We start from the raw sequence: 20,405 nt of genomic DNA on the forward strand, positions 1-20,405 counted from the left end.
AAATTGGCACAGAGATGAAAGGATTGGGATAAAGCAATGAAATGTGTTTCGATTGATTTAGATGGTACACTCTTAAACTCTCAACATGAGATATCGAAGGAGAATATTTTGGCCTTGAATGAATTACAACAACAAGGATATGAAATAATCCTCAATACAGGACGGGCGTATAAAGATATTGTAAAAATCAACGGAATACAAGACTTGGAAATTCCAATTATTTGTTTAAATGGCTCTGTTTTATACTCAAAAACGGGAAACCTGCTATTCGAGACTTCCATACCGATTCCCGCCTATAAACAGACACTCTCTATTTTACAAAGAATCGGAGTCTATGTGCTGGTCTATACGAATCATGGCGGTTTCCCTTCCACATTGCCTCCGCTGCAGCGGAAAAGTAATGAAGAATTAGCAGTCGTTTTCCGTGACTATCATTACGATGAAATTTTCAACCTGGAAAACCTTAAAATCTATAAATTAATTGCCTTGGTTCAGAATGATCAACTAGAAAAAATTGAGGAAGTAAAAAAGAGTTTAAAAAATCAAGTTGAGATCGCAATGGCCTCTTCCTTTCCGAATAATGTTGAAATTACATCAAATGAAGCTCAAAAAGGGCAGGCCTTATTACGCTATCAACAGATCATGAATGTATCTTTCGAAGAGATTTTTGCTTTTGGCGACGGCGGGAACGATCTCGCCCAATTCGAAGTGGCAACGACATCTGTGGCAATGGGAAATGCACCGCGATATGTTCAAGAGAAAGCCTCGATTGTAACAAAAACCAATGACGAAGACGGTTTTGCATATGCAGTGCGCAATCTCCTGCAGTTAATTCAACCGCAAGAGCCATCTTCTGTCAGATGATTCTAGATGATGAAACTCTTCTTCATAAATTTAATATGGAAAGGAAGAAGGAATTTTGCCAACACAACAGATTGGTGTAATTGGTTTAGCTGTAATGGGGAAAAACCTTGCATTAAACATTGAAAGCCGGGGATATTCCGTCTCGGTTTATAACCGTTCCTCGGATAAGACAGAAATTTTTTTAACCAAAGAAGCAGCAGGTAAAAAGATTGTCGGAACATATAGTGTGGAAGAGTTTATACATTCATTAGAAAGACCCCGAAAAATTTTGTTAATGGTTCAAGCGGGTACGGCCACAGACGCAACGATCCAATCTTTAAAACCGTATCTTGAAGAAGGGGACATACTTATTGATGGCGGCAATACGTTTTTCCAGGATACGATTAGACGGAATAAGGAATTAGCGGAAGCAGGCCTTCATTTTATTGGTACAGGTGTTTCAGGAGGCGAAGAAGGTGCATTAAAGGGTCCTTCCATCATGCCTGGCGGCCAGAAAGAAGCCTATGAATTGGTGAAACCCATTTTGGAGGCGATTTCCGCAAAGGTAGAAGGAGATGCTTGCTGCACATATATCGGACCAAATGGGGCCGGACATTATGTGAAAATGGTGCATAATGGAATTGAATATGGTGATATGCAGTTAATATCGGAAGCCTATTTTATTATGAAACAGCTGCTGGGTTTAAAAGCGGAAGAGCTTCACGAAGTATTTTTAGAGTGGAATAAAGGGGAATTAGACAGTTATTTAATTGAGATCACGGCCAATATTTTTACAAAAGTGGACGAACAAACCGGCAAACCGCTTGTCGATGTCATTTTGGATTCGGCCGGACAAAAAGGCACTGGCAAGTGGACAAGCCAGAATGCCCTGGATTTGGGAGTTCCGCTTCCGATTATCACTGAATCGGTATTTGCCCGGTTTATTTCCGCTATGAAAGAAGAGCGGGTAAAAGCAAGCAAATGGTTAAAAGGGCCAAAAGCAACTGCATTTGAAGGCAAAAAAGAGGATTTCATTGATGCGGTAAGAAAAGCCTTGTATATGAGTAAAATCTGTTCTTATGCACAAGGATTTGCCCAAATGCGGACTGCGTCAGAAGAATATGATTGGAACCTACGTTATGGCGATATCGCCATGATTTTCCGCGGCGGCTGTATTATTCGGGCGCAATTCTTACAAAAAATTAAAGAGGCATATGACCGGAATCCAGGACTTACGAATCTATTATTAGATTCTTATTTTAAAGAGATTGTCGAAAGCTATCAATCTTCGTTACGAGAAGTAGTAGCAGTGGCCATTACGTCCGGTATTCCAGTTCCCGCTTTTTCGAGCGCGATTGCCTACTATGATAGTTATCGTTCAGAAACATTACCGGCCAATCTCCTTCAGGCACAGCGTGATTACTTTGGTGCACACACGTATCAACGTGTTGATCAAGAAGGTATTTTCCATACTGAGTGGCTGGAAAAATAAACAAATTCTATTTTAAACCCTAGGCCTAGCCAAGGGTTTTTATTTTTCAAACAATTCATAATTGGTGGAAAAATAGGTGCGAATATGTGATATTCGTCATTGGTAGGGAACAGTTAAACATGGTTTAAATAAAATAGGGTTGGAAAACTTCTTTCGCGGGTAATGATAGAATTCGACTAAAAGGGGTTAGGTAGATGGGGAAAGATAGTAATTCATTTGTTCACATTGATAGTCTCGAAGAACTGGTGGATACGATTAGCGATCTGCTTGGTTGTCCTGTTACGGTAGAGGATGTCAATTTCCGGCTTCTTGCCTATAGCTCGCATGAAAAGGTCACAGACGCAGGCAGGATTGCGACGATTATTAATCGGCAAGTACCGGAAATTATCATTAATGGTTTATGGAGGGATGGTGTCATTCAACAACTGAAAAACAGTGACAATCCCATTCGTGTTTCTCCCATCGACGAGGCCGGTTTTGGCAGCCGGATTGCGATTGCTGTAAGGAATGGAAATGACCTGTTGGGCCATATTTGGGTGATTGGCTCCGGACATGCTGATGAAGTGTGGCAGACCCAATTGCTGAAAGAAGCTGCAGAAGCAGTGGGCATCAAACTATTGCAGCTTCGGTATAGAAGAAAAAATGAACACGAAGGATACCATAAGTTTTTCCAGCAGATTCTATCGGGTGAGATCAATACTCAGGAAAGAATCAAGGAGAGGGCGCTGCAAGTAAAGGTCTCCCTTCCTCCCGAATTTAGTATCATTGTATTTGAATCTCCAGAAGAAATAAGTGAAAGCATGTACAGGCAAATTGCTTATTTAGCGAACACTTTCAAATCGGTGCAGGTCATCATGAGTAGTAATGAGGGCCAAAGGCTTATTTTTTTAGTCAATCCTGATGCCCGGAAAGGTACTCCAAATAAAAATTGCAGCAGCTTTATTTCGAGTGCGATTTCGCAAATGACGGAAAAACTAGGGGCTTCGGGGTTTATCGGAGGCTGTGGGTGTGTCTATTCCAATTATCGGAAAATCCAAACCAGCTACCAAGAAGCCTTAACGGTAATTGGGATTAAACGAAAGCTTCCAGAGGAAACAAAAGGTATTTTCCATTATCCTCAATTAGGTTTTTTTCGATTTATCCCCGCCATTTTAGAAAAAAATGCCGATGAAGCCTATCAGAATCAGGCCCTGCAGAAAATCGGCGAATATGACCAGCAAGGAAATTCTAATTTGCTGAAAACGCTAGAAATCTATTTAAAATATGACAATATTAAAGAAACCGCAAGTGCGCTGCATATTCATATCAATACCCTTAATTACCGCTTAAAGAGAATAGAGGAAATCGGGGAAATCGATTTAATGGATCCGATGCAAAAGTTAATTCTTTATTTTGACCTAAAAACTGAAAAATTTTTAACGTAGAGGCATTTGTGTATTTTTGCAAAAATTGCCTCTTTTTTTTCTGTATTTTATACGAAGAAAAGAACAAAGAGAATTTTTATAATTAAAACCAAGTAAGGAATTTATAAAATTAAAAAAATTACGAAACATTCAGGGAGGAAGAGGAAAAAATGGAAAATCTGGATCTGTTGTTTAGCCCAAAACAAATTCGTCACATTGAAATCAAAAATAGGATTGCGGTTACCGCGCATGCTACCGCTTTTAACCCTACAAGTAATCCTTCTGATCAATTCATTGATTACAATGTAGCCAAAGCCCGGGGTGGTGTAGGATTGCTGATGACGATGGGATCATCTTCTGTCCATCCTACTTCTCCAAACTCCGACTGGGGCGGAATTCACAACTGGGATGATAGTGTAATTCCTTATTTCAAGAAAATGTCAGAAAAAATCAAGCCTTATGGTACCGTTCTGATGGCCCAGATTTCACACCGCGGGCGCCGTACCTGGAATGATGTTACATGGCTCCCAACCTATGCCCCGTCCGATATACCGGAACCAAATCATTATCATATGCCGCATATTGTTCAGCCTGACGATATTGATTGGTTAGTGGATGCCTATGTTCAGGCAGCATTAAGACTGAAAAAAGGCGGATTTGATGGAGTTGAAATCTCGGCAGCCCACGGGCATATGATTGATAACTTCTGGTCGCCTATTTCAAACCGCCGGACCGATCAATATGGCGGCTGCTTGGAAAACCGGATGAGATTTGGAAATCAAGTGATCGACGCCGTTCGAGACGCCGTCGGGGATGACTTCCTAGTGGCGTTAAGGATTACAGGTGATGAACTGATTGAAGGCGGTCTTACCAATGAAGACATGCAGGAAATTGCGCTTCGAAGTGTGAAGAGTGGAAAAATCGACTTGCTTAATGTCATCGGGTCCGTGGGTGCGACACAATATCACACAGCATTAACGGTTCCATCGATGAACTATCCTCTCGGAATCTTTACCGGTTTTGCCGGGGCCATACGCTCCTATTTGCAGGAAAATGGATGTGATGTACCGGTTTTAACCTGTGGAAGAATTGTCCACCCACTGCAGGCAAACCAAGTTCTTGAAGAAGGGCAAGCAGATTTTGTCGGAATGAACCGTGCCATTATCGCAGACCCTGACCTTCCTAAGAAGGCACAGGAAGGCAAAATAGATGATATCAGGATTTGTATGGGGGCCAATGAAGGCTGTATCGGCAGAATTTATATCGGCAAACCAATGGTTTGTGTCCAAAATCCTCTCATCAGCCGCGAAAGCGAATTGATGGAATGGAAGCCTGCAGAGATTGCGAAAAAAGTATTAGTCATTGGCGGAGGCCCAGGCGGACTAGAAGCGGCACGTATGGCGGCAGAGATTGGACATAATGTAACAATTTGGGAACAAAGCGGCCAGCTGGGAGGACAAATTCGATTGGCAGCCAAAGCCCCTAATCGTGAAGCTTGGGCAAGTTCCGTTGACTGGCTGGAAGGGCAGTGCCGCAAGTTAGGTGTTGAGGTGCAATTGGGCAAAACCGCTAATGTAGAAGATGTAGTAGCATTTGGTGCAGATTCAGTCGTTGTTGCAACTGGTTCAACTGCTAGAAGACTCGATATTCCTGGAACGGATCTACCATTTGTTGTTACAGCCAGAGAAGCCTTGGCCGAAACCGCACAAATCGGAGAACGAGTATTGTTTATTGATGAACACCACCATCAAGAAGGTTTATCCGTAGCGGAGTTCCTTGCTGAAAGAGGCCATGTTGTTGAAGTGATTTCACGCCTTTGGGTTGTAGGGGAAGAAATTGACGGAACGATGCGCCCTGATTTATATGCCCGCTTGGATGGCCTGGGTGTACAGATTACTCCTGTAACAAATGCCAAAGAAATCAATGAGGACAAAACCGTGTTAGTTGAGCATTATCTATCCCATCGTGAATGGGAAATGGGACCATATGATACGGTGGTAGTTGCAGCAAAAGGAGTTGCAAATGACGGCTTATGGAAAGAATTGAAAGGAAAAGTAGCTGACCTTCACCTTGTTGGCGATGCGGTTGCTGCACGCGGTTTAAATAATGCGCTGTTAGAAGGTACAAGGGTCGCTAGACAGATTTAAGTGTAAAGGGGTGGGATTTGTGCCTGAAAAAACAAGTAGCATCGGATACGCGGAGGATTCACAGATTTGGGTGCTTGCTGAACGGACGGGAAAGCAGTGGGATACAATCACATTGGAATTGCTTCAGGATGCCCAGGTGCTGGCCAAAAAGACCGGATGGAAAACACTGGCGATTGTGTTTGGAAAGTCTGAGATGATCTCGGATCAAGATTGCCATCAATTAGCTGCAAATGGGGCGGATAAAGTTCTTGTTTTACTACATGCGGAATTTGGCAAACCAGGCTCAATGATGGGGTATAGCCAGGTTTTGCTCGACAGCATGAATGGTCAATCCCCCCGGCTGCTGTTGTGTCCGTCCACCCCTCTATGGGTTGAATGCGCTTGCCGTCTAATCGGTGCTTGGGATGGAGTGATCGCCCGTGATGCCATCAGTTTTAAACTTACTCCAGATAACAAGCTTGAGGTCATTCAATCCATATGGCAAAACAAGGGACAAATGACAATCAGCATGTCTGACGATCATCCATGGTGCGTATGTCTGAAGCCTGGAGTTGCCGGCCTTGGAAAAACGAAACCGCAGGCAAAGGCACAAATCCTGCGCCAGGATGTTAGCAAGAAGCAAACAGAGACTGTTCAAACGGTAGAGTTATTACCTCCAAACCCAAGCGAGCTTGATCTGGTTGAAGCGGAACGGATTGTGGCCGGAGGCCGCGGCATTCAGGGAGAGGAAGGCTTTAAAGCCCTTGAAGAACTGGCATTTCTTCTTGAGGCGGCAGTGGGGGCAAGCAGGGTAGCGGTAGATTTAGGCTGGGTTCCTTATGTTAGACAGGTGGGGCAAACCGGGAAAATTGTTAAACCCCGTTTGTATATCGCCGCTGGGATAGCGGGTGCTTCCCAACATGTGGATGGGATGCGTGATTCCGAGGTGATCATTGCCATTAATACGGATAAGAACGCAAATATATTTAAAATCGCCCATTTAGGAATTGTCGGTGATGCCGATACGATCATAAGGGGATTAATAGCTGAACTAGAAGCGGGCGGGACATCACAGGCTGCAGACAAAAGGCCGAAAGCTGTCAGTTTGATCAATTAAGTGGGGGATGACATATGAAGGTGGCTGTATGCATCGATTCGTTCTTATCGCTGCAAAGTACGACACTGGAGACTGTGAAACAAACGTATTTCGATGAACAAACATCGGTCAAATATATGATTGAACCATCGAGTGTTGCGGCAATCCAGCTGGCAAGTTCACTCTGTGGGAAAGATGATCAATTGATTGCCGTTAGCTTTGGCGGTGAATCTAGTGAAGCGGCTTTGGAGTATGCGTTAGCTTACGGGGTTCACTCGGTTGTTCAGATTAGTAGAATTCCAGGCCTCGTCGGGCAGGATTCTACGGTTACGGCTATTATTCTCGCTAATTGGCTAAGGAAGCAGTCGTTTGATTTGATTATATGCGGAAATGCTGGCGGTACCGGAACACTGCCAGCGTTACTGGCAACCTATCTCGGAATGCCAAGTATACCGCGTGTTGATTTCGTCAAAAAACGGGACATGAAAACCCTAGAAGTGCGACAGCGCCTTCAGGGTGGCTGGCGTCAAATGCTTTCGGTAAGCATGCCGGCATTGCTATCGGTCCAGGCTGGATACTTTCCTGTCAAATATGTTTCCGTCAAACGCCGAAACTGGGCCAATCAAAATCATGTCCAGATCAAAGTGGTAAATCCGGAGTGGGACGGGCTGCCGGGAACAAAGGTAATCTCAGTCGAAGCTCCGAAGCCGCGGACGAAACGGACTGCTATCGACTCAAGTCAAAGTGCGGCTGACCGCTTAAAATTCCTAAGGGGCGGCGGCCCCGCACAAACTGCAAAAGCGGGGAAGGAAGAGGACAAAAAAATGGTGGAAGCGGCACCGTCAGAGGCTGTTCGGGAGATTATTGAATTTCTGAAGAAGAAGGAACTGCTTCCTGAAAAACTTCTGTAAGACTATCTGTCTATCTATTTAGATTGAACAGCGAGGGGATGGTGAAAAGATGACGTTACAAGGACTTTTAGGCCTGCTGACCATTTTGTTGGCGAGCTTTTCAATAACATTGATGCTTCTAAGACTGAGACCTATTTTGCTGGCAATGCGCCGGAGCCGGCCTACTTACCGGATGGATCAGATAGGCAAGCGGCTTTCCTCGATGGTAGTCCAGGTATTTGGACATAAACGGCTGTTGCGCAACCGTTTGGCGGGGATCATCCATCTATTTATATTCAGCGGTTTTGTGATCCTGATGTTGGATATTATTGAAGCGATTGGGCAAGTTATTTCCCCGACATTTTCAGTAGGGGTGGTACTTCAAGCTGTTATCGATTTGTGGGTATTACTAGTTTTGACTGGCGTGGTTCTGGCTATTTACCAGCGCCGCGTCATCCGTCCGAAGCGCTATGAAGGGTCAGATGAGCGCGATGGAGAAATAATCCTTGGAATGATTTCCGCCATTATGATTGGCATTGTGATCCATACATCGTTTTTTCCGCTTGTCGCAGACTCGTTATACGGGATTGATGAAATGAAAGATGGCCATTTTCTTGGGGTTATGCTTTCTAAGGTTTGGATTGCCCTAGGGCTGGACCAAACGATTATCCCCGCTATTGGTTATACAATTGGCTATTTAATGGATATCGGAATCATCTTTGCTTTTATGATGTACCTGCCAACGTCGAAACACCTGCATGTCTTTTTTGCAGTACCGGCGATCTTCTTCCGGAAAATGGACCCGCCCGGCCAATTAGTCTCACAAGATGACTCAAATCAGTCTTTGGAGGAGATTAGAACATATGAAGACTTTACATGGAAAGACATTTTGGATTTATATACCTGTACGGAATGTGGACGCTGTCAAGACGTATGTCCTGCCCACGCATCAGGGTCTCCCTTATCACCGAAGATGCTTATCCTAAACTTAAGGGATGCTCATCTAGAACAGTTGCATGGAAATAAGCCGGCAATGAATGAAGATTGGGCAATTGCCGGAAATGTGATTTCCGCTGAAACGCTTTGGTCATGTACCACTTGCGGCGCATGCCAGGAGGCTTGTCCAGTTTTCATTGAACATGTACCAAAAATTGTCGGGTTGCGTGCATCGTTGGTAGAGAATGGATTATTAGAAGAACGGGCACAAGCAACGCTGGAAGGTCTCATTGATCATGGAAATGTGTATGGAAAAGACCATAAGCTAAGACCGGCCTGGGCTGCTTCGGTTGATTACCGCTTCAAGGACGCCCGTAATGAAAAGGTAGATTGGCTTTGGTTCTTGGGAGATGTAGCATCCTTTGAGACGGACCCGGGCGTTTTAAATTCCATTCACTCAGTAAGTTCAGTATTTAAAAAGGCCGATTTAAATGTTGGTTTGTTATTTAACAGTGAAGTAAGCTCAGGAAATGATGCACTGCGCATGGGAGAAATCGGGCTTTTTGAACAGCTGGCAAATCAAAACATGGCTTCGATAAAAGAAGCAAACTTTGATCGGATTCTTACAACAGACCCTCATAGCTTCAACGCGCTTGCTAACGATTATCAGAAGCTTGGGCTAGATAAGCCGGTCTATCATTACAGCCAGGTGTTTTTAGAATTATTCAATGAGGGAAAGCTTTCCGTTGAGTCCCCGCTTGGAATTCGGGCAACGTACCATGATCCTTGTTATATCGGGCGGTGGAATGGGATTTTCGAACAGCCGCGGGAGGTCCTGAATCGTTGCGGTGTTGAGGTTGTAGATATGCCGCGGAATCGCGGGGGAAGCTTATGCTGCGGCGCTGGCGGCGGCCGAATGTGGATGAATGAATCAGGCGTACAGGAACGGCCATCAGAAAGCCGGATTAAAGAAGCCTTAACATTACCTGGAGTAACCCACTTTGTCGTAAGCTGTCCAAAAGATATGGTTATGTATTCAGCAGCAGTCGCTTCCCTTGGCGTAGAGGACCAGATCAAAGTGGTTGATATATCAGAGCTGGTACTAATGGCGGTAAATGCAAACGCACTTCATGCGGCGGTTTCATAAGGTAAGTGAGGCATGGGGAGGCATGGGGACGGTTCTCATGCCTCGTTTTGAGTTGTTCTGGGATATGGGGACAGTTCTGCTGTGTCATTCTGTCCAAAGACAGACCGTCCCTATGGACCTACTCCTCAACCAATTCCTTCTCGCGTATTTTCAAGTTGAATTTTTTTAACCGACGAATGATATAGGATTGGGATACACCGAGTTTTTTTGCTGTTTTCCAAGTACTATTCGTATCATTATAAGCTTTAATTAAAATGTTTTTTTCAATCTGTTCCAAATAGATTGGTAAGCTCACTTCTTCTACATTTTGGATGAGCATTTGTTGAGACTGGTGAAGGGGGAAGTCACTTGGTAAATCGTCTATATCGATTTTTGGTCCAGCAGAGGTAATCACTAATCGTTCCATTAGATTTTCAAGTTCACGAATATTTCCATCCCAGCTGTAATTGTATAAGGCATCCATTATGTTTTTGGATAAAGTATGTTGACGGCCATACTTTTGATTGAATTTTTTTAAATAAAAATTCAAAAGTGGAATAATATCTTCTTTTCTTTTACGTAAAGGTGGAATTTCCATAGGAAGGATGTTTAAACGATAAAATAAGTCCTTACGGAATGTTCCTTCTTTGACGCGTTCCATTATATTCACATTGGTTGCTGCAATAATTCGCACATCCGCTTGTTGGACTTGGTTATCCCCAATCATCCGATAAGTCTTGTTTTGCAGAAATTGCAGAAGCTTTGATTGTAGATGAAGAGGAAATTCCCCAATTTCGTCTAAAAACAAAGTCCCTTGATCAGCAGCAGCGATTAAACCGAGTTTTCCATTCGAATTGGCCCCTGTAAATGCCCCTTTTTTGTAGCCAAATAATTCAGATTCAATGAGGGACTCTGGAATAGCACCGCAGTCTAAATGAATAAATGGTTTATGATTGCGACTGCTCAGCTGATGAATACTGTAGGCAAAGGCCGTTTTTCCGACACCTGTTTCTCCTGTTAATAGAATTGTTGTATCGATATCCGCAACCTTTTGAGACCATTCGATAAGGTGCAGAGAAACTTTACTTTTTCCAACATAGAAATCTTCATACTGCTGATTTTTTTGTTGTAAGATGAGTTGACGAATTTGCTGTTTATATAGTTGTAGAATAGATTCGATTTTTTCTAATTCACTCGATTGATTGATAACTTGGGATAATTGTCTTGCATGTGTAACAATATATTGGATATCCCCCTTCTCGTTGGGGATATAGTCACTGGAAACTAGCAAGTGAACATTATTTTGAGTGACCTGCGTGGTGCTTACAAACTGTTTTTGTTCGATAACAAGCCGTGCGATAGAAGGGGTAAATAAACCTCGTTTTTCCATTTCTATTACGTTTTGGCCAACCAATTCATCGACTTGTAATACTGAAAAAAAATCATAAGCTGCTTGATTCACCCACAATACATTCCCTTGGTTATCGATAATCCAAATAGGGTCTTTTAATGTATTAATAATCTTTAAGAGTAATTGCCCATCAAATTGTTGTAAGATCTTTGCAGTCAAAGTGTTTCCCCCTCTCATAATTTATTTCCTTATGCTAGAAAAGCTTTAAACCTTCAGTATTTTTGATTCGTATGCGACTCAATTTGAACCCCTATGTAAGAAACTATAGCATGTTATAAGACGTTTTCATACATTTTTCGACACGAATTGAATCTATTTAGAATCATTGAGTTAGAAATGAATTATAAATTTAGTAAATTCTTTTTTGAATGTGCTGATTTATCAGTCTTTTAAAATTGGCATGCTTCTTGCAATATTACAAAGTGTACTCAAGAAAATGCATCCTAATTGGAACGTAGAAAACAAGTCGGAAACGAATTAAAGAAAAAAGGGGAAATTTTATGCAAGCTGCTAAAAAGATTGAGGAGCCAAAAAAACAATTTGGGGATCAAGGTAATGAGTTGCACCGTGGGCTTAAACGTAGACATATTACTATGATGTCCATTGGTGGAACAATTGGAACAGGGTTATTTCTTGCTTCGGGAAATGTAGTATCGAAGGCAGGTGCTCTTGGGGGCCCTATTGCATATTTAGTGATAGGAATTTTAGTTTATGTCTTAATGAAAGGTCTTGGCGAAATGTCCACTTTCATGCCGACTCCTGGTGCTTATACTACTTATTCGGGTTTGTTTGTCCACCCGGTTTTAGGTTTCATGGTCGGATGGAATTTATACATTAACGGTTTTCTCGGTCTTGGGGCTGAAATTGTAGGAGGGGGAATGATATTAAATCAATTTTTCCCAAACATTCCGCCGGTTGTATTCTGTATCGCGATTTCATTATTGATTCTGGTCTTAAACTTGATCAATGTTAAATCGTACGGAGAAGCTGAATACTGGTTTGCAGGAATTAAGGTATTCGCCATTATCATTTTCTTGATTATGGGGGTTCTAATGATCTTTGGAGTGATTGGACATCAAGGGTTTATTGGATTATCCAACTGGACGAGCGAGTCCGTGTTCCCGAATGGATTTACAGCGGTCATATTAATGATGACTGGGGTAGTCTGGTCTTATTTAGGGGTTGAAACGGTTGTATCAGCAGCAGGAGAAACAGTAGACCCTCAGAAGAATGTTCCTAAAGCGATCAACACCATCTTCTTCCGGATATTAATTTTTTATGTTGGTTCGATAACGGTTATGGGTTTGGTTGTTCCTCACAAAAATGTAAGCGTTTTGAGTAATGGTTATGCTGGCTTATTTGACTTTGCCGGTATACCAGGTGCGGCTGCTATCATGAATATCGTTATTCTTACATCTTTAGCTTCTGCTGCAAACTCCATCGTATATTTACTTAGCAGAACGTTAATTGCGTTATCAAAAGAAGGAAAAGCACCGAAAGCATTAGGAAAAGTGAACAAACGCGGGATCCCAACGAATGCGGTTATTCTGACTTTATTTCTGGGTCAGATTTCTCTTATCACCAACTTCGTTTCACCGGATAAAGTGTTCATTTGGCTGACATCCATCGCTGGATTCAATACTCTGCTTGGCTGGTTCGGCAGTTTTCTCTCCCATTATCGGTTTAGAAAATGGCTGGTGGCAAACGGAGGTTCTGTAGAGAAGCTAAAGTTCAAAATGGGAACTTATCCGATTCCAACAATCATCTGCTTATTGGTTTTAGTTGGTATTGCCATTTACACCGCCTACAGCCCTGATACAAGATTTTCCTTCTACATTGGAGTACCGATGCTAATATTGTACTTTATTATTGGCAGGTACCTGAATAAAAAAGGGAAGCTGCAGGAAATGAACTATGAGCCGTTCTTAAAGGCGCATATCAATGAAACAGAAATAAAATAAAGAATTTTATTTGTAGCATCACGCTAAAATCATTTGATGCAATACCCTGGTAATCCTTCTGGAAAGCAGGGTTTTTGCCATTAATTCAGGGAGACAGAATGAAAATGGAAAGTAAAAATCTAGAATTGGCTATACAATTGCGACATGATTTACATCAGCATCCTGAACTTTCGAATCAGGAATTTTGGACGAAACAATACTTGATTGATTTTCTTAAAAAATATACACAGCTCGAAATTGTCGACAGAGGCTCATGGTTCTATGCAATCTATCACTCCAAGATTGGAAGAAGGAACATAGCTTTCCGCGCAGATTTCGATGCTCTTCCAATAGAGGAAACGATCAATCTCCCATACGGTTCTAAGTTCCCAGGAGTTTCTCACAAATGTGGACATGATGGCCATTCTGCAACTCTTTGTGGTTTCGCTTTGGAGATTGATCAGAAAGGCTGTGACAATAACATCTTCTTCCTGTTTCAGCACGCAGAGGAAACAGGGAATGGTGCTGCCGAATGCTCTGTTTTTATCAAGGAAAACAATATTGATGAAATCTTTGGCTGGCATAATTGGAGTGGTGTTGAAAAAAATACGGTCCATGTCATTGATGGAACAGCACAATTTGCATCCAAGGGTATGTCCATCTATATGGAAGGTGTTCCTTCTCACGCCAGCGAACCAGAAAAAGGTATAAATCCATCATTTGCTATTGCAAAGATCATTGATGCTATTCCTGGATACATTGCTCCTGCAAACAATAAAGGAATCGTTCTATGCACGATCGTTCAAGTGGATATTGGTGCAAAAGCATTCGGTGTAAATGCAAGCAAGGGTGTATTAAGGATGACGATTCGAGCACGTTACGAAGAAGAGATGGTCAAACTTCAGGAGAATCTGGAAAATGCTGCAAAGGCTGAGGCAGAAAACTATGGGCTCAAGGTGAGCTTTGAGTATCAGGAGGAGTTCCCAGAAACAGCAAACCATAAAGAGAGCTCTGACAAAATTCGTCAAGTCTGCAAAGAAAAAGGCATTCCAATGGCTGAAATGACGGAAGCGTTCCGTGCATCAGAAGATTTCGGTCATTACACGAAACTCACAAAAGGTTCTTACTGTTATATTGGAAACGGAGAAGACTACCCGAATTTGCATAGCTATGAGTATGACTTCCGAGATGACCTCATTGAAACTGGAGTGGAACTATTCAAAGGACTAGCTGAGCTATAAAAAACTATTTAAAGCAATTTTTAAGTATAAAACAAACCCTAGTTGGGGCATACACAGGGACGGTTCCGTTGCATCATTTTTGTCCAAAGAACAAAAAACTGATGCATGAGAACCGTCCCCGTGCTTCATTATTGACTTATAGTACCTTCTACCTGATTAGCCTGCAGTCTTTGTTTCTTAGCTTTCCGGAAGTGGAATAGTTCATAGAATGTCGGAATGACGATCAGTGTCAGCAGGGTGGACACGATGAGTCCGAAAATAACTACGACGGCAAGTCCTTTGGAAACAAGGTTTAGGCTCATGGCTGATTCATGTGCAAACAAGAGTGGCAGCATGGCGAATACCGTAGCAAGTGCGGTCATTAGAATCGGCCGTAAACGCACAGTTCCAGCTTCCATAATCGCTTCGCGGATACTCATTCTTTCCTCGTTATGACGGATTCGGTCAACCAGCACGATCGCATTCGTTACCACAATTCCGACGAGCATCAGCATTCCGATACCAGAAGAAATATTAATGCTGGAGTTGGTAACAACCAGCCCTAATAGCGAACCAATTGCTGCAAGCGGCAGCGAAATCAAGATAGCGATGCTTGCCCGGAACGACTTTAAGGTCACAAGTAAAATCATAAACACGATTCCAATGGAGAACATGGCCAGTTTGGCGAGTTCGCCTAATTGGTCGGATGACTGCATAGATGAACCGGTAAGTTCGGCGCTAGTTCCTTTGGCAAAGGTATTATCTTTGCTCCAAGTTACAAGCTGCTGCTGTATTTTGCCGGCTACGTCCACCATTTTGTCCGGATTGACTTGAGCCGTGACTTGAAGATAATGATGTCCGTCTTTCGTAAAGATCGTGCCTTGCTCCTTGCTTTCTTCAACCTTCGCAATGCTGGATAAAGTAACAGGTCCATTTGGTGACATTAGCTGAAGATTTTTCAAATCGTCTGGCGTTTGAATCTCTTTTAGTGGTCCTAATTTTACGGCAGTGGTCCGTCCGTCTATTTTGATGCTTCCAATGACAGCAGGCTGAAGCATCGCATAAATTGATTGGGAGATTTCCTGCGCATTTGCTACTTTTGAATCTACCTGAATGGTTACGGTTGGCTTTGTATTTTGATCGTTGCTTTCTACTTTTAGGACACCATCAATGCTGCTGATTTTTTCCTTCACCTTATCAGCGGCTTTTTTAATGTCATCATCATTTTTTCCGATGACATCAATGGAAACAGTCGTTTTGTTGGTTCCCATTAATCCAGCGGTGTCAGCTGTAAGCTCCGCATCTGGGAACTGATCTTTTGTTTTTCGGATGTCTTTCACAAATTTGGCGGAATCGGTTCCCTCTTTAGGAAAAACCATAAAACGTACCATATTTGCATCCTGCAGATTGCCATATTGGGCAGCGTCCTCATTGACTCCCGCGATTGTAATATGGGTTTTTACCCCTTCTTTATCCGCAAGAATGTTCTCCATTTTCTCAACCCCGTCTTCCATTTCACTAAATGGAGTTCCGTTTTGATAGCGAAGACCGATTTCTATATAGGCGGAATCCTTCTGATCGACAGACCCTTTAGGCATGCTCACAAATAACCCGACAGACCCGACCACAACGAGTACGGCTATTGTGATTGGCAGCCATTTATGGTTAAGCGACCATTTCAACAGTGATGGGTAGAAGGAATTCTGCTTGTGTTCTTTCATCTTTACCTTTGACATCATCCGGCCGCTGAGTGCTGGAACCACTGTCAGTGAAACAAGCAGTGAAGCCAGTAATGAACAAGTGATTGTAATGGCGAACGGGGCAACAATATCACGTAAGCCTCCAGAAACAATCAGCATTGGAAGGAATACGGCCACCGTTGTGAGAGTGGAAGACGTAATCGCTGCTCCCACTTCTTTTACCGCTTCGATTAGAAAAGCGGGGGTTAATTCATTATCTTTTTTCCTTCGGTAAATATTTTCTACTACCACGATACTGTCATCCACTAGCCGTCCGACTGATACCGCAATACCTCCGAGCGTGAGGATGTTTAAGGTAACGCCAAAGAAAGAAAGTAGAATCATCGTAATGCAAAGTGACAGCGGAATACTGACAATCGTGATCAGGGTCATCCGGAAACTGCGCAGGAATAACCAGATAATCAGCGTTGCAAATAAGGCTCCAGTCAATACTTCTCTTGTCATCGAATTGATGGAATCAAGAACGGTATCGCCCAAATTCATTACAATCGTTGCTTGGAGCGTTCCCTTGTAGTCTTGATTGATTTTTTTAACCGTGTCTTGGACATCTTGCCCAAGGGTTACAGCATTGGAGGTGGAATCCTTCTGAATAACGACGTCAATGAAATTCTTCCCGTTCAAATGGGTGATGCTTTGGGTATCTTTTTGCATGGTAATATCGGCAACATCCTGCAGTTTAATGTTACCGATTAATTGGATGTTTTTGAGATCGTCAAGCGTTTCTAATTTGCCTGTTACGATAATGCTTGTTGCTTCGTTATTTAGCGTTTGCTCGCCCATTGCGACGGATGCATTTTTTCCTTGAAGAAGAGTATAAAGTTTTTCAAGCGGGAACCCAGCAGCGGCTAATTTTTCTGGATCGACTTTAATCATTACCTGTTGATTTTTCCCGCCGTTTACGATGACGTTACCGATACCTTTTAGGTCTTGGAACATTGGCATAATCTCATTTTCTACGAGATTTAGCTCAGTATTGCCAACTTCCTTATCGAAGGTGAGGCCTAATTCTACAATTGGAATTTCAGATGTGTTGAGGTTGACTACATATGGTTTCATGACTCCATTGGGGAGATTGACCATCGAAATTCTTTCTTGTATTTGCTGTTTTGCCTCTTTGATATCAATGCTGGATTCAAAGGTGACGGTCAACTGGGTAAAGTTATTCCCGGTTTGTGCGACCACATTTTGTTTTCCTTTGACGCCGTTTATGGCTTTTTCAATTGGCTGTGTGACCTGTTCATCCATGCTGACGGCATCGACGCCGTTTCCGACGACTGAAATCGTAACGTATGGCTGATCAGCAGATGGCATCAGCTCCATTGGAATCGTAGTGTAACTGAAAATACCAAAAATCATTGAGGCAACGACAGAAAAAGCTAATGCAGCCTTATTCCGTAACGCCCACTTGGTAAACCAAGTCATAATATGTACCCCCTAGTACAAAAGTATTACAAACAGGTAAATTATACCTTTTCTGCCACATTCTGAATAGTCCATTTTCATAAATTTACAAAAAAATAACCTTAGAGGACGATTCAGCTGGCAGTTTGTATTTAACACTCTTGATTATAGGGCCACAGGGCATTTCCAATGTAGTAACCAAAGTCAATAAATCTATGTGACTTTCGTCATTAATGAGGCATGGGGACGGTTCTTGTGCATCATTTTTTATGGGTCTCCTTGACAAAGATTAGGATTTTTTTTGCAGCTAATAACACTGATGTCATTGAAAAACGGTTGCAGAAGGGAATAGTTAGACGAAGTCCCTAAATTAAATGCAAGATAGTAGCAAAAAATAATATAATAGGTGGATAAGCCAAATGTGTAAGGCAGGGAATTTTAATGAACGATCATCTGCAACCTGATACCCCAAATCCAAATATTAATCGAAATGGACTTACACCTGAATACATTGAAGCCGGCCATAAGTTGAGGGAAAAATTACTCTATAGAATACAAATGGGTGATCAGGAGTTGATGACTGACTTTGAAAAGGATCCATTTTTGAAGTTAAGTGATGACCAATTTAACCTTCTAAACAGAGTCCCAAATAATAAAATGCGATCCTATAAAAATATTCTATTGTCCCACAATACCCTCTATAGTTATGCAGCCGAAAAAGGCGGATTAAGTCCATGGCAATGCCACTTTATCTCTGAAAAGTATGCCATTATGATTGAGCATGCCGAAACCATTTCGAAACTGGATCAGATTCATTTATATATGATAAAAGAGTATTCCGACCCTAAAATCCGAAAATCAAATAGTGGCAGCTTAACAATTGTAGAGAAAGCAGAAAACTATATAGAGATGAACTTTGCAGAGGATATTTCAATGGAGGAAATAGCCCGAAAAATACATGTTCATCCCTCACATTTAATGCGGGCGTTTAAAAAAGAAAAAGGCATAACGATTAGTACTTACCGGAATTTGAGAAGAATGAAGGAAGCGAAGGAGCTCATCCTAAACTCAAATCTCTCGATGACGGAAATTGCCATCATGGTTGGCTTCAGCAACCCCCAATATTTCTCCAAATTTTTTAAAGAGGTAGAAGGAATCACCCCAGTCGAATTTAAAAAGCTGAAAAAGAAATGAGGGGCGCGTGAGTATTTCATGCGCTTATTTTCTGCGTTCTAGGACTTTTTAAAAACAGAAAATTTTGCAATTATACTATAAAAGGATGCAACTATAATATAAAAACGTTTTCAAAATCAGATATATACTTAATTTCAAGAAATAAATTAAACGTTTGCAAAATCTACAAGAAAAAATGGGGGTTTTATATGAAAAAGTTTGGAGTAAGAGACCAGGTTGGATATGCGCTAGGGGATATTGGGGGGAGTTTTGTTAACTTATATATAGGCGGTTTTTTCTTAATCTTCTGTACCTATGTATTAGGTGTAAGCCCTTACTTTATGGGAACGATGTTTTTGTTGGGAAAATTCTTTGATGCCATTTGTAATGTGATTATGGGGACTCTTCCTGACCGTTGGAAATTAGGCAAATCTGGCGACAAATTCTTGCCGTATATTAATATATCAAAATGGATTTTAGCAGCTTCCTGTCTATTAGCTTTTGCAAACGTATCCAGTTGGGGATCCGCAGCAACTCATATTTGGGTAGTATTCGTTTATTTATTCTTCTGTGTTGCTTATACAGCTGACTCAATCCCTTATGGCTCGCTAGCATCTGTTATTACAAATGATCCTGTTGAACGCACAAAATTATCTCGTGCCCGTGCGATTGGCGGTATGGTTGTTGGAGTTGGATTCTTATCCTTCGTTCCAATGTTTATCTATGATAAATCTAAGGCTGTAGTTCCAGACGCATTCTTTCAAATTGCCATTGTATTTAGTATTTTATCGGTATTAGCTTATACAGGACTTGTAAAATTATCAACAGAACGTATTCGTGATGATCATACGACCGGAGCCAATTCCGATTACAGTTTTAAGGATGCCTTTAAGGTAGCGATTAAAAATAGACCGTTAATCGGAATGATGGTTGCATCAATAGGTTCACTTCTTATGATCAATGGTGTAAGCCAAGTAGCTCCAATTGTTTTTGCGGAACGTTATGGGATGCCAGGCGCTTTCGCTATCAACTCATTTATTAGCATTGGTGTTACGCTCGTGTTATTCGTGATAGTTCCTAAACTGGTTGTAAAGTTTAATAAAAGAAATTTAGTCATAGCTACAGCGATCTTCAGTTTAGTTGCAACAGCCATATTGACATTGGTTACAATTCAAAATGTATATGTGTTCATGGTTTTATATAACCTTGCTACAATCGGTTCGATTGTCTTCGTTATGGTTGTTTGGGCTCTTGTAACAGATTGCATCGACTATGCAGAGCTTCAAACAGGAAAACATTACGAAGGAACACTTTATTCCTTATATTCCTTTGCTCGTAAAGTAGGGATGGGTTTAGGCTCCGCTCTTGGCAGTTATGCATTAGGCTGGGTAGGCTTCGTTTCCGGGGCAAAATCTCAATCACCGGCAGTAGCAGAAGGTGTATTAAAAATGTACACCGGCATGCCAATCGCTGCATTCATTATAATGCTGATTGGTGTAGGTATGATCTATAACCTCAATGAAAAGAGAACAAATGAAATGTATGCTCTATTAAAAGAAAGAAGAGCAGTTTAATAAGTTTTATAGAA

At 41.9% G+C, this 20,405-nt stretch carries 13 protein-coding genes; 11 read left to right on the forward strand and 2 right to left on the reverse strand.

Annotated elements, in window-relative coordinates; all coding sequences use genetic code 11:
• Positions 1-36: 36 nt before the first annotated feature.
• The 7 genes from V5M37_RS02750 to V5M37_RS02780 all read left to right on the forward strand — a co-directional run bounded on the left by V5M37_RS02750 (position 37) and on the right by V5M37_RS02780 (position 9,933).
• Positions 37-864: an HAD family hydrolase gene (locus V5M37_RS02750; protein ID WP_423800656.1), complete on the forward strand. Its 828-nt coding sequence runs from the start codon at positions 37-39 to the stop codon at positions 862-864.
• Between the two features lie 55 nt (positions 865-919).
• Positions 920-2,335, forward strand: coding sequence for an NADP-dependent phosphogluconate dehydrogenase (gene gndA / locus V5M37_RS02755; protein ID WP_423800657.1), 1,416 nt, complete (start codon positions 920-922; stop codon positions 2,333-2,335).
• A 194-nt stretch (positions 2,336-2,529) separates the two neighbouring features.
• Entirely contained in the window at positions 2,530-3,759 is a 1,230-nt protein-coding gene (locus V5M37_RS02760) for a PucR family transcriptional regulator (RefSeq protein WP_423800658.1), read from the forward strand.
• A gap of 149 nt (positions 3,760-3,908) precedes the next feature.
• Positions 3,909-5,885, forward strand: a complete 1,977-nt coding sequence (locus V5M37_RS02765) for an FAD-dependent oxidoreductase (protein ID WP_423800659.1) — start codon at positions 3,909-3,911, stop codon at positions 5,883-5,885.
• Between the two features lie 19 nt (positions 5,886-5,904).
• Positions 5,905-6,981: an electron transfer flavoprotein subunit alpha/FixB family protein gene (locus V5M37_RS02770; protein WP_423800660.1), complete on the forward strand. Its 1,077-nt coding sequence runs from the start codon at positions 5,905-5,907 to the stop codon at positions 6,979-6,981.
• Positions 6,982-6,995: 14 nt separating this feature from the next.
• Positions 6,996-7,871, forward strand: coding sequence for an electron transfer flavoprotein subunit beta/FixA family protein (locus tag V5M37_RS02775; protein WP_423800661.1), 876 nt, complete (start codon positions 6,996-6,998; stop codon positions 7,869-7,871).
• Positions 7,872-7,920: 49 nt separating this feature from the next.
• Positions 7,921-9,933, forward strand: coding sequence for a (Fe-S)-binding protein (locus V5M37_RS02780; protein WP_423800662.1), 2,013 nt, complete (start codon positions 7,921-7,923; stop codon positions 9,931-9,933).
• A gap of 118 nt (positions 9,934-10,051) precedes the next feature.
• Here the strand turns inward: V5M37_RS02780 and V5M37_RS02785 are convergent, their stop codons facing one another.
• Positions 10,052-11,482, reverse strand: a complete 1,431-nt coding sequence (locus V5M37_RS02785; RefSeq protein WP_423800663.1) for a sigma-54 interaction domain-containing protein — start codon at positions 11,480-11,482, stop codon at positions 10,052-10,054.
• A gap of 341 nt (positions 11,483-11,823) precedes the next feature.
• Between V5M37_RS02785 and V5M37_RS02790 the strand changes: the two genes are divergently transcribed.
• Positions 11,824-13,284 carry an amino acid permease gene (locus V5M37_RS02790; protein WP_423800664.1) on the forward strand — a complete coding sequence of 487 codons (1,461 nt, stop codon included), beginning with the start codon at positions 11,824-11,826 and terminating at the stop codon, positions 13,282-13,284.
• Positions 13,285-13,388: 104 nt separating this feature from the next.
• A complete protein-coding gene (locus V5M37_RS02795) occupies positions 13,389-14,504 on the forward strand; it encodes a M20 metallopeptidase family protein (RefSeq protein WP_423800665.1) in 1,116 nt (371 codons plus the stop codon).
• Positions 14,505-14,632: 128 nt separating this feature from the next.
• Here the strand turns inward: V5M37_RS02795 and V5M37_RS02800 are convergent, their stop codons facing one another.
• Positions 14,633-17,665: an efflux RND transporter permease subunit gene (locus tag V5M37_RS02800; protein ID WP_423800666.1), complete on the reverse strand. Its 3,033-nt coding sequence runs from the start codon at positions 17,663-17,665 to the stop codon at positions 14,633-14,635.
• 420 nt (positions 17,666-18,085) lie between these two features.
• Here V5M37_RS02800 and V5M37_RS02805 point away from each other — a divergent pair, with 420 nt between their 5' ends.
• Positions 18,086-18,838: a helix-turn-helix transcriptional regulator gene (locus V5M37_RS02805; protein WP_423800667.1), complete on the forward strand. Its 753-nt coding sequence runs from the start codon at positions 18,086-18,088 to the stop codon at positions 18,836-18,838.
• Positions 18,839-19,026: 188 nt separating this feature from the next.
• The gene (locus V5M37_RS02810; RefSeq protein ID WP_423800668.1) at positions 19,027-20,391 is read left to right on the forward strand and encodes an MFS transporter; all 1,365 of its coding nucleotides are present in this window, start codon (positions 19,027-19,029) and stop codon (positions 20,389-20,391) included.
• Positions 20,392-20,405: the final 14 nt, after the last annotated feature.

Origin of the sequence: Neobacillus sp. SAB-20_R2A (genome assembly GCF_049568635.1) — a bacterium.
Taxonomy (GTDB): domain Bacteria; phylum Bacillota; class Bacilli; order Bacillales; family Cytobacillaceae; genus Neobacillus; species Neobacillus citreus.